The sequence below is a fragment of the Caballeronia grimmiae genome (assembly GCF_000698555.1).
In the GTDB taxonomy this organism is placed as follows: Bacteria; Pseudomonadota; Gammaproteobacteria; order Burkholderiales; family Burkholderiaceae; genus Caballeronia; species Caballeronia grimmiae.
In genome coordinates this window covers 1-11,397 of record NZ_JFHE01000072.1, presented here as the reverse complement: position 1 = coordinate 11,397, position 11,397 = coordinate 1, and the positions used below count along the sequence as shown (strand labels likewise).

General features: G+C 58.7%; 12 protein-coding genes and 1 pseudogene. 9 read left to right on the top strand and 4 right to left on the bottom strand.

Annotated elements, in window-relative coordinates; genetic code table 11:
- Positions 1 to 76 (bottom strand): annotated as a pseudogene (locus BG57_RS34025) (type 1 glutamine amidotransferase domain-containing protein); the annotation flags it as partial.
- 103 nt (positions 77 to 179) lie between these two features.
- Entirely contained in the window at positions 180 to 785 is a 606-nt protein-coding gene (locus BG57_RS29835) for a TetR/AcrR family transcriptional regulator (protein WP_035970733.1), read from the bottom strand.
- Between the two features lie 69 nt (positions 786 to 854).
- On the opposite strand from BG57_RS29835, the gene BG57_RS29830 reads away from it, so the two are divergent.
- On the top strand, positions 855 to 1,730 hold the full coding sequence (locus BG57_RS29830) for a DMT family transporter (protein ID WP_081851038.1): 876 nt from the start codon (positions 855 to 857) through the stop codon (positions 1,728 to 1,730).
- A 118-nt stretch (positions 1,731 to 1,848) separates the two neighbouring features.
- Here BG57_RS29830 and BG57_RS29825 read toward each other — a convergent pair whose 3' ends face one another.
- Positions 1,849 to 2,772 (bottom strand): LysR family transcriptional regulator, encoded by a 924-nt coding sequence (locus BG57_RS29825; protein ID WP_035970731.1) that lies wholly within the window; start codon positions 2,770 to 2,772, stop codon positions 1,849 to 1,851.
- Between the two features lie 104 nt (positions 2,773 to 2,876).
- On the opposite strand from BG57_RS29825, the gene BG57_RS29820 reads away from it, so the two are divergent.
- Positions 2,877 to 3,632: an SDR family NAD(P)-dependent oxidoreductase gene (locus BG57_RS29820; protein WP_035970729.1), complete on the top strand. Its 756-nt coding sequence runs from the start codon at positions 2,877 to 2,879 to the stop codon at positions 3,630 to 3,632.
- Between the two features lie 323 nt (positions 3,633 to 3,955).
- Here BG57_RS29820 and BG57_RS29815 read toward each other — a convergent pair whose 3' ends face one another.
- The gene (locus BG57_RS29815; protein WP_035970727.1) at positions 3,956 to 4,870 is read right to left on the bottom strand and encodes a LysR family transcriptional regulator; all 915 of its coding nucleotides are present in this window, start codon (positions 4,868 to 4,870) and stop codon (positions 3,956 to 3,958) included.
- 140 nt (positions 4,871 to 5,010) lie between these two features.
- Between BG57_RS29815 and BG57_RS29810 the strand changes: the two genes are divergently transcribed.
- From BG57_RS29810 to BG57_RS29780, 7 genes are all read left to right on the top strand, one after another.
- Entirely contained in the window at positions 5,011 to 5,463 is a 453-nt protein-coding gene (locus BG57_RS29810; RefSeq protein WP_035970725.1) for a MaoC family dehydratase, read from the top strand.
- Entirely contained in the window at positions 5,460 to 6,341 is an 882-nt protein-coding gene (locus tag BG57_RS29805) for an HpcH/HpaI aldolase/citrate lyase family protein (protein WP_229754129.1), read from the top strand. Before BG57_RS29810 ends, BG57_RS29805 begins: the two co-directional genes overlap by 4 nt.
- A gap of 67 nt (positions 6,342 to 6,408) precedes the next feature.
- A complete protein-coding gene (locus BG57_RS32120; RefSeq protein ID WP_075583249.1) occupies positions 6,409 to 6,801 on the top strand; it encodes a cupin domain-containing protein in 393 nt (130 codons plus the stop codon).
- 119 nt (positions 6,802 to 6,920) lie between these two features.
- Positions 6,921 to 8,219, top strand: a complete 1,299-nt coding sequence (locus BG57_RS29795; RefSeq protein ID WP_035970720.1) for a CitMHS family transporter — start codon at positions 6,921 to 6,923, stop codon at positions 8,217 to 8,219.
- A gap of 86 nt (positions 8,220 to 8,305) precedes the next feature.
- Positions 8,306 to 9,460 (top strand): CaiB/BaiF CoA transferase family protein, encoded by a 1,155-nt coding sequence (locus tag BG57_RS29790; protein ID WP_035970738.1) that lies wholly within the window; start codon positions 8,306 to 8,308, stop codon positions 9,458 to 9,460.
- A gap of 87 nt (positions 9,461 to 9,547) precedes the next feature.
- Positions 9,548 to 10,078: a cupin domain-containing protein gene (locus tag BG57_RS29785; RefSeq protein ID WP_081851037.1), complete on the top strand. Its 531-nt coding sequence runs from the start codon at positions 9,548 to 9,550 to the stop codon at positions 10,076 to 10,078.
- Between the two features lie 82 nt (positions 10,079 to 10,160).
- Complete coding sequence (locus BG57_RS29780; RefSeq protein WP_035970716.1) at positions 10,161 to 11,060, top strand: alpha/beta hydrolase; 900 nt, start codon at positions 10,161 to 10,163, stop codon at positions 11,058 to 11,060.
- Positions 11,061 to 11,397: the final 337 nt, after the last annotated feature.

Here is an 11,397-nt window from a genome sequence, read left to right as displayed (position 1 = left end):
CTTCCAGCCAGAAGCCGGTCTTGCGGCCCGTATTGCCGAGTTGATCGTGCGAGGTCAAAACCATTAATACCTTCATGTCTTGCTCCCTGAGAGTGTGAACGGGTATAGTAGACCAGTCGTCTACTTCATGCCGCTGAAAAAGGCACTTCTTAAGAAGTGCCGCTTGTACCGCCTTTGCGTTACGAATTCAGGTGCAGCAGTTGTCGCGTGGTTGACAACGCGTTCTCGAAGGGTTGCAGATTGCGAACTATTTTGACCATCACGCTCGCACCCAGCCACAGCTCATACAGACTCTGCGCCACCGCTGACGGGTCTTCACTCACGCTTAACGATCCCTCGTCTACCCCCGCTCTGATCGCGCCCGCCAGCCGCGCGATGATGCCGGAGGTGCCGCGGTTGAGCGTGGCACGCATTGCCTCGGACATATCCGCGACTTCAGCCCCCAGCTTGACCGCAAGACACTTGCCCTGACAGTCCGAGAAGGACTGCGTCTGTTGCCAGACCTGCCAGTAGTTCATCAGACGCTGCGCCATCGTGAGATTCGGCGCGGCGAGCGTGTTGTCGAGGTCGGCCAGATACTCTTCAAAATAGCTTTCCAGCAGGGCCACGCCGAAGGCATCTTTGGAACCGAAGTAATGGTAGAACGAGCCCTTCGGTACACCGGCGGCGGACAGAACCTCGTTTAGCCCGACCGCCGAGAAGCCTTTCGCGCCGATGATGCGTTGCCCAACGGCGATGATGTTCTCGCGAACGTCGCTGGGTTCATATGTGTTTGCGGTAGCCATGACTGAACTTTATCTGAGAGTAGACCAGTCGTCTACAACCATTTCGTTTTTCTATCGGCGAGCCCGTCTTTGCCGCCACGAGCGGCACGTTCGGGCCTTCTCGCCACAATTCGTCCGAACGACAGTTGTTGGCGCGGCTTCTCCGCCGACTATGCCTCGGTCTATCTCGTTACGTTGTGGCGGCTCATCGCGGTTTCCGTTGGCCTGCTGCCCTTCGTGGCCAAGGAGATCCGTCAAGCGGCGCGCCTGGTGTTGATGCAGCAATCATGCATTGGCGCGCTTGCCATGGCGGGCTACCTTGCGGGCGTCGCGGGTGGGATCCAGTTGGGTGTCCCGGCGGGTCTCGCTGCCCTCATCGCGGATTTACTGCCTGTCGGCGTGGTGCTGATCTCGACCTGCGCCCTGCACCAGCCTAGGCCGGCTAGTGTGTGGGGCGGAATCGCGCTCGGTGTTGCCGGGACGCTGATCGTCGGCCACGCTGCCCTTGCGATCGGCAGTGCGCCCGTGTGGGCCTACGGACTGCCAGTCGCAGGTATGTTGTCGCTGGCGACGGGCACGGTCTGGCAGCAACGTTCCTCCAGCCGCAGCGCCCTTAGCCCGCTTGCCACGCTTTGGTTGCAGAGCTTAGTGTCAGCACCGATCTTTATCATGTTGCAAGCGTCGCAGGGTCGGATTACACCGATTGTTTCCAGCGAGTTCTTGGTGAGTGTGGCTTGGACCGCCCTCCTCGCGACACTGGGCGGATACGGCCTTTACTGGTTGTGTCTGCAGCGGTCCTCGTCTGCACGCGTTACGAGCGTGTTGTTTCTTAGTCCACCGGTCACCCTAATTTGGGCATGGGCCATGTTTCGCGAGCCACTATCATGGCCGATGGGCCTTGGTACCGCAGTTTCTGCAGCCGGGATGTTCGTGGTCGTCAATCGCGACAGCTATGATGCCGGCTAACCCGACCTCTGGCATAAATTAGAGATGGCCGAAACGCCAACGGCGCGCGGACTGCACGAACGACTCTGCGTCACTTGCGCCTATGACTGAAACTATCACGTTGAAGTGCGGCCGACCGTTAGACGTTTCGCTCGTATGGGGCAGTTGGATCCATATAAGGCGATAGCAACGTACGCAGCCAGTCCATAAACGCGAGCGTCCGTGCGGGGACGAACCGTCGCGACGGATAGACGAAGTACACCGGCATTGGCGCGGGTCGGAACTCGGGCAAAACCTCAATCAACACGCCGGCCGCAAGATGGTCGCGCACGCCCGCCTCAGGAACCTGAATGATGCCGAGCCCGGCGCGGCAAGCCGACGCGTAGCTGATCGTGCCGTTGACAGTCAGCGCCGCCTGCACGGGCGCGAACTGCGTATCCACGCCGTCGAACCACTCCCAGCCTGGCGTGCTTCCACTCAGCAACGGGTCGTAATGCACCACCCGATGTCCGGCCAGATCGTTCAGCCCTTGCGGCGTCCCATGCCGGTGAAGATAGTCGCGGCTTGCGCAGTTCACCATGCGGTAGTGCCCCAAAAGCCGCGCCACGAGGCTGGAGTCGTCCAGCGCGCCAGACCTAAGCACACAATCAAAACCCTCGCGGACTACATCGACGCGGCGGTCGGCGGTGCTAAGGTCGATCGACAGGTGTGGATGTCGTTCCATGAAATCGGCAAGTCTGGGCACAACAAGCTTAGTCGCAATCCCGACAGACATATCGACGCGCAGGCGTCCTGATACGCCCCCACTGCCGCGGAACATGGCGCGCAACTCGTCGAAATCGTCGAGTACGTCGCGGCTGCGCTCGTAGAACGCCGATCCTTCCTGCGTCAACTGAACGCGACGCGTCGTCCGCTGCAGCAAACGAGTGCCCAGCGACTGTTCTAGCTGACTGACCGCAGCAGACACTGTCGCGTTGGGCAGGCCAAGCTGCCGCGCAGCACCGCTAAAGCTTTGCAGCTCGGCAACCTTCAGGAAGATTCTGATGGTCTCTATATTAGTCATGGCAATGATTCTTCGTGGATTCTGATAGGTGCATACAGAGATCGGCAGTTTATCGGCCTACGACGGAACAATAGACTAAGGGCTCTTTGCACAAGGAGCCGTTCATGGAACAACGTATCGCGGTTATCACAGGGGGAGGCCGTGGCCTCGGACGCAGCATGGCGCTGCACCTTGCACACGCGGGATCGGATATCGTCATTACCTACCGGAGCGACGTCGCAGCGGCTAAGGCTGTCGTCGCAGACGTGGAAGCGCTCGGTCGGCGTGCGAGCGCTTTGCAGCTAGATGTCGGTCACTGCCACAAGTTTCCGGCCTTCGCCGACCGACTACGCGAGCTTCTCGAGCAATGGGGTCAATCTCGGTTTGACGTTCTGATCAACAATGCGGGGGTCAGTCTGCACGCTCCGCTGATGGAGGTGACCGAGGCGCAGTTCGACGAGGTCATCGGAGTGCACTTCAAGGCCGTCGTGTTCCTCACGTCTGCGCTTGCTCCCCTGCTGAACGACGGCGGCCGCATCCTCAACATCTCCAGTGGCTTAGCGCGCTTCAGTTTGCCCGGATCCGGCGTCTATGCGGCCGCCAAAGGTGCTGTAGAAGTGCTGACGCGCTATCAAGCGCGCGAGTTCGCCGGGCGACGCATCACCGCCAACGTCCTTGCCCCGGGGGCGATTGAGACGGATTTCAGCGGTGGAATGGTCCGAGACAACCCAGAGGTGAACCGCCTCGTCGCGAGCATGACCGCACTGGGACGTGCCGGTCTGCCCGATGATGTTGGCGCCGCTGCCGCCGCTTTGCTGGCAGAGGGCAACGGTTGGGTTACAGGCCAACGTATCGAGGTCTCAGGCGGCATGATGCTCTGAAGAACGCGCCGATGCCGAGCTATAGACCACTGGCGCGCATCCGACCGCCGCCGCTGTTGACCGCGGCCGGCAGCCTTTGCTAATGCACTGGGTCGCTCGTTCAGCATGCTCACGGATGGGTTGGACGTTGTATATGCGCCAGCGCAAGCACCCGTTCCGGGCTACTTCAGCCACTCGTGCGGTGGATTCGATGCGTCCATTGCCTTCTGCAGGCTATCAGGTAACGCCTTGGTTCCGGCAACGATAAGTCATGGACATATTCGTTTCGAATTCGCTCGTCTGCAACCGGCGAACCTATGAAAGAGTCTTGCCCGCTGCCCAACTCAAGGGCGACCCGCCTGAGTGCCTTCCCCCTCGTGCGTCAAAATGGACAGCATCGAGCGCACTGGACCGGAGACTACACCCGGTCGCCAGGCCGCGGCGACTTTGAGCTCAAGGTGCTCGGACTGATCGGATAGTTCTTTGTACACAACCCCCGGATGAGGACTGCCGCTCACTTGCGCCGGCAATAACGCGACACCCATCCTCGCTGCCACGAGACTGACCATGCTTGCCATTTGCCAGGCCTCCAGAACAATGCGAGGACTGAATCCGGCCTTTTCACAGGCGAGGAGAATCTTCGCGTGCAGACTCGGTATCTTGTCACCTGGGAAGATCATAAATGCGTCGTCAGCCAGGTCTCGGAGCCGCAAGGTACTTGCGCCAGCAAGACGATGATCCTGCGGCAGAACCGCAATCAGACGCTCTGTCGCGATCGTCCTCAACTCCATGTCAGCCGCGTTGTTGAGCGGTAGCCGGACAATGCCCAGATCGATCCTGTGTGCGCGAAGATTTTCAATCTGTTCGGTCGATGTCAGCTCTCTCAGATCGATGTGGATCGACGGGAAAACCGTCCGAAAATTCAGCAGGATTCGGGGCAAAAGCGCGTAACTCACAGACCCCACGAAGCCCACGGTGATGGTACCAGTCAAACCTTGACTCGCCCGGCGAGCGACGTCGATCGCCTTCTGTCCGCGCACCAGCAGCTCTCGAGCCTCTTGGAGAAACGCTGCCCCCGCCGGCGTAAGCGCGACAAAATGCTTGTTTCGGCTCAGGAGAGCCACACCGACAATCTCCTCCAGATTCCTGATTGCCTGACTGAGCGGCGGCTGAGCCATGTGGAGCCTAAGCGCAGCCTTTCCGAAGTGCAGTTCTTCCGCGACCGCGACAAACTGGGCAAGCAAGCGAGCTGAAATCATGGTGAGACGTTTTACATATCAAACTTCCGAGCTTATATATTGGACGTGTTTCACGATTGCGTCCACTCTATCTGGCAGTGAGACGCCCAATTGCCCGGCGCGGCCGTCTCTGAACACTCACCGACGCGGTAGGAGATGAGATGGCCGGCCTTTTTTTCGAAGAGTTCGAAGTAGGAAAAACGTTCGAACATGGATGGTCCAGAACCATCACCGAGATGGACAATATGCTATTCAGCTGTCTGACCTTGAACGTGCAACCTCTGCATATAGACGCCGAGTTCGCGTCGAAGACAGAGTTCGGCAAACCACTGGTCAACAGCCTGTTCACGCTGGGATTGCTCGTCGGTATTACCGTGAACGACACAACTTTGGGCACGACACTAGCAAACCTCGGCTTGCGCGAGGTTACGTTTCCAAAGCCCGTTTTCCAGGGAGACACGGTTCGTGCGCGCACGACCGTAGTCGCCGTCCGGGCAAGCCAGTCGCGTCCTAACGCCGGCCTCGTCGAGTTTGAACACGTCGCTACAAACCAGACTGGCGAGATAGTGTGTAGATGCAACCGCACGGCCATGATGCTTCGGCGGTCGTCGTGATTCGCTCGTTCCTGTTCGTTCCCGCCGACAGCCGGCGTAAGCTGGAGAAGTCGCTCACCAGTTCAGCGGATGCAGTCATCTTCGATCTTGAGGACGCGGTCGCGCCGGAGAGAAAAGCCGACGCGAGACGTTGTCTTGCAGAGTTTCTTGCCGAGAACCGAAACGCAATCGAAAAGCGCGTCTTTATTCGACTCAACGATCTGACAACCGGCCTGACGCTAGATGATCTTGCCGCCACGATGCCGTTTCGTCCCGATGGCTATGTGCTTCCCAAAAGCCGTGGCGGGTGCGACGTTCGAATGCTTGGCCTGTATCTGGATGCCTTCGAAAAAGCGTACCCGGGTGACTCGTTCGCGACCAATATCATTGCCATCGCCACCGAAACGGCAACGTCTGTGTTCAGCCTGAACACCTACAAGGATGCGTCGTCACGCTTATACGGCTTGATGTGGGGCGCAGAGGATCTGTCCGCCGATGTGGGCGCCAGAACCGCACATTTGAACGGGCAATGGACACCGGTGTTCGATCTTGCCCGTTCGATGTGTCTGTTCGCCGCCTCTCACGCGGGCGTCATCGCGATAGACACGATACCTGCGGAGATCCATAACGCCGAAGCGTTGCGCTTGGAATCGGACATTGCGCGGCGCGATGGATTCGCTGCGAAAGCGGCAATTCATCCGGCGCAGGTTGGCGTCATTAACGAAGCGTTTTCGCCGTCAGCAGAAGAGCGGGCGTGGGCCACTCGGGTGATGGCAGCGTTCGGATCTGGCGATGGCGTCGCTACGCTCGACGGTCGTATGCTGGATCGCCCTCATCTCAAACTCGCAACGCGCCTCCTGACTGCGACTTCCGCAGTTGACACTAAAGCCGGCGAGTAACACCTTCCCCCGACCTGAACTCGACGACATCGCGACTAAAGGCGAAAGACCAGCAAGGAGTATCACGATGGCAGACAAGCGATATTTTGTTCGACTGGACGAGGTACGCGGATATCACCCCGCGAATCACGTCGGCACATTGAACCGGCGCCTCATTGGCCCCGAAACCGTTGGCTCCAACCAGCTTGAAGTGTTGCACGGAACTATCGAAAACGGCAAAGGTGCGTTGCCGCATGCGCACCCAGGCATTGAGCAGGTTTGCTATGTACTCGAAGGCCGGGCTATAGCCGAGGTCAATGGCGAACAGTCGGAACTCGGGCCGGGCGACTGCTGCTATTTCCCCGCAGACTCGATGCATGTGATTACGGTCGTCAGTGATAAGCCCGCAAAAATTCTTGTGATCTACTCGCCGCCCTACGAAGAAAATCCGGAGCGTGTTGTCCGTCCGGCAAGCGCCTGATACTGCCGAAGTGCTTCGCAACCCCCCCGACACAGCCAGATGGAGCCGCTGATACCACCTTGAAGCGACGTCGGCCTCGCCGCCGACCGCTCGATAAAACAGCGTTTGAAGGAGACATAATGCTCGCGATTACCGGACTGTTAGCTGTACTGACGCTATTTATACTGATTCTGACGAAGCGAATGTCGCCACTTGCCGCGTTGATTACCGTGCCAATCGCTGCCGCACTCCTTAGCGGGTTTGGTCTCCGAACGGCAACCTTCGTCGTGAAAGGTATCGAGAGTGTCTCCTCGGTAGTCGGCATGTTCATTTTTGCCATTGTGTTCTTCGGGATTGTCACCGACGCCGGCATGCTCGATCCGATTATTACGCGCATCCTGTTGGTGATGCGGGGTCGGCCCACGCGCATTCTGATGGGCACAGCGCTGCTTGCTCTGTTGATCCATCTCGACGGTTCTGGAGCGGTGTGCTTCCTCATTACGATTCCCGCGATGCTTCCTGTGTTCGAACGCATGAAAATGGACAAGCGGCTGCTAACCTGCGTGGCCGCCATGGCGGCGGGTGTCAACTTTCTGCCCTGGACGGGTGTCATGATCCGCGCTTCTGTGGCTTTGCACATACCCGCAACCACGATCTTCCGTCCCATTCTGGCGGTTCAAGGCATCGGGCTGATCTTCGTGTTCACGACGGCCTATCTTCTTGGAAAAAAGGAAGAGCGCCGTCTGGGTCTCGTATTTGACGGAACGGGCTTCGAGATGCCACGGCGCGAACTGTCCGAACAGGAACGCAGACTACGCCGGCCGGCTCTTTTCTGGCCGAACCTGCTGCTTACCGTTTCCCTCATGGCAGTAATGATCAGCGGCAAAGTTGAACCCGTCGTTATGTTCATGATTGGAACCGTGATTGCGCTGTTCCTGAACTATCCGGACGCCGAAGAACAGCGGCGCCGCATCGACGCACACGCGAGAGCGGCGCTGATGATGGCGAGCGTGCTGCTTGCCGCGGGCGCTTTCACTGGAATCATTACCGGTACGGGCATGCTAAAGGCAATGGCAAATGCCGCGGTTCATTTCATTCCTGCCGGACATGCGGGCCACATTCCATTTGCCGTGGGCCTCATATCGATGCCGCTAAGCCTGATCTTCGATCCGGATTCGTTTTACTTCGGGATCTTGCCGGTCATCGCTGGGGCAGCCCAACAGTTAAGTGTTCCGCCAATCCAGGTCGCTCAGGCCGCGTTGCTTGGGCAGATGACGACCGGTTTTCCCGTCAGTCCGCTGACGCCTGCGACGTTTCTGCTGGTTGGACTCGCGGGCATTGAGCTATCGGAACACCAGAAGTTCGCCATACCGTTTTTATTCGCTGCAACTGTCGTGATGACCGTCGCGTGCGTATTGCTCGGAATATTCCCGATCTAATTTGCTATCCGCTGCACGGATACCCGCGAGTCAATGAAGGAAGGCAACATATGAAAGCTACGAACCAACGGAAGGATATAACGGCGATGTTTGACGAAGACGGCTCGCGGGCGACGGGGCCGCTTGCAGGAATCCGCGTGCTGGATATCACGTCGGTTGGGATGGGTCCGTACGCGACGCAAATTCTCGGCGATATGGGTGCCTCGGTCATCAAGGTCGAATCGCCTGAGGGAGACGTGTTTCGCCATACGGCGCCTGCGCGTCATCCCGCGATGGGTGCTGCGTTTCTGAACCTGAATAGAAACAAACGCGTAATCATGCTTGATCTTAAGGTGGCAAAAGATTTAGCCGCCCTCAAAGAATTGATCCGCGCAGCCGATGTTTTCGTTTCGAATGTGCGTCCCAAGTCCTTGCAACGACTCGGCCTTGATTATCTATCACTCCAGCAGTCGAACCCGCGACTGATTTATTGCGGAGCCTACGGATATTCAGAAGCGGGCCCTTACGCGGGCCGGCCCGCATTCGACGACATCATTCAGGCTCAATGCGGAATGGCTGCGTTCCAGGGTGCCAGCAACAATGACACTCCTCAATATGTGAATACGATACTTGCGGACAAGGTCGCAGGGCTCACGATTGCCTACGCGATTCCGATGGCGCTTTACGAGCGGGAACGCTCCGGGGCAGGACAGGCGATAGAGGTGCCGATGTTCGAAACGCTCGTCTCATTCATTGCGGTCGAGCAGCTGGCGGGTCGAACGTTTATCCCACCGTTAGGCGATTCCGGCTACGCGCGTGTTATGTCACCGCATCGGCGCCCATACCGGACAATTGATGGCTATCTCGCTCTTCTCCCCTACACAACGGCTCAATGGCAACGGTTCTTCACGATTGCCGGGCGGGCTGATCTCGCCCGCGACCCGAATTTCTCGGACGCCACTAATCGAAGCGAGAACATCGACGCGCTGTACGAGGCGCTGGCAGGAATAGTCGCAACGCGTACGACGGCGGAATGGCTCAGATTGCTGGAGGCGGCGGACATTCCGCATTCGGAGATTGCGAAATTCGACGACCTGATCGATGACAGGCATCTGAATGCGATCGGCATGGTCTATGAGTACGACCATCCGACCGAAGGGCGGCTTCGGGGTATTGGTATACCCACCAAGTTCTCGCGGACGCCGGGGAACATACGGATTGTTGCGGAAGCGTTGCGGTCCGCAGGCGCCGTGGATTCGTAGATCAAATCTCTAAAACGGTAGCGCGGCCGGAAACAAATCCACCTGTCGAATGTGACCGGCGGCGTCGCATGGAAATAGGAGCTTCTGATGCATCACCCTGACACCCTACCAACGACTTTTACTAACGAAGAGAGCGAGGCCCTTTCAGCCCGCTCCACCGAGTACTCGCTTGGCCTCAACGGTTCCGGCCCGGTAAACAGGTTCCACCACGCCAAAGGACGCAACCTCGTGTGGACACAGGCCGGCCTACGCGATTTCTTCCGCTACGCCGATCCCGGCATCCGGGACGCAACAGGGAATCGTCTTGACATCCATCTTGTCCGTGCCAACGAGGCGCCGGAACACGGCACGGGCTGGCATCGCCACAAGCTTGGGTTCCACGCCATCTACATGGTGAGCGGCTGGGCTCGTTTCATGTACGAAGGCAAGCAAACTTTCGTCGAGACCGGCGATTTCGTTAACATGCCGCCAGGCATTACGCACTACCTTTTCGACTACAGTAAAGACATGTGCTTCCTTGAGATCGCCATGGCGGGTACGGTCGACGGGATGATTCCGGAAGAAGACGTCGAACCGTACTGCGAAACTCCCGCGCCCACGCTGTGGACGGATAGCTGAACGTGGTCGGCAACGGTTCAGTGCCCTGGCGAATGCATAGGGATGCGTGAACGTACCCTTAACTAGCGATCGAGGACACTCAATGAGTAGAGAACAGCGCCGCGCAATCGATGCGATGTTGCGGAAGGCACCACAGGGGTTCAAGCCGCTACCTGTTGAGCAAATGCGTGAGGACTTTTCCAGAATGATGGGCACGTTCCCGGTTTCTGACGAGGTGACTCAGGTTCCCATAGAGCTTGCCGGCCGCCCCGCCGTCCTTGTCGAGCCCAAATCCGCGGCCCGTGCGGGGACGATTCTCTATTTTCATGGTGGTTCGTTCTCGCTTGGCTCGCCACAGACCGCAATGTGCCTCACCGCCGAACTCGTCCGTCGTACTTCCGTGCGGGCCATCTCCTTTGACTACCGGCTTGCGCCCGAGCATCCCTTTCCCGCAGGAATTGAGGATTGCCTCGCCGCTTACCGGAGCTTGCTTGACGATGGTGTCGATCCGGCCTCCGTGGTATTCGCTGGCGACTCAGCCGGAGGCGGGCTGACCGTGACGACCAGCCTGAGTGCGCGCGACGCCGGATTACCGCTACCTGCCGCACTCATCGCGTTTTCTCCAGGTCTGGACCATACCCGATCTGGAGCGACGATGATCACAAAGGAAGGCGTCGATCCATTCTTCACACTGGGAGGCATGGGACACACCGGCGCCATGTATCTCGCGGGCCAAAACCCAGATCACCCATTGCTTGCGCCCGCCGTGCATGCAGACCTGTGCGGCTTTCCACCCCTCTTGCTCCAGGTTGGCACGAACGAGCTTCTGCTCGACGACTCGGTGCGTCTTGCGGCACGTGCCCGCGACGCCGGAGTCGACGTGATCTTGGACATCACCGCCGATGTGCCGCACGTCTTCCAGGTATTTACCGGCACGCTCGATGAAGCCGACTATGCGCTCGACCGTGCAGCGCTTTTCGTCGCGCAGCACCTCGCAAAGTGAGATTGGTCGGGGAACCGAGAGTGGGGAGCGCCTTTCGCAACTACTGCCGCAGATCGCAGGGAGGCCCAGTGTTAGCGTCGTCGCAGAAGCAACTCGCTTTAGCTTCACCACTTTCGGCGTCTTGGCGTTCTCTACGGGTAGTGTGGCGACACCCACCCGCAACTTCAAACACCGGTACGCGACGAAGCGGCAAACCATCATCGACGCCACTCGACGGATGAGGGCAGCGATCGAGTGTTCCTTTGCGGGTTGGAAGCGGACTGTCGAGTGACCCGGTTACCTCCGGGGCGAGTGTCTCTTTATGGCCGACGGACTAAACCGCTCGCGCGGTAGGGGC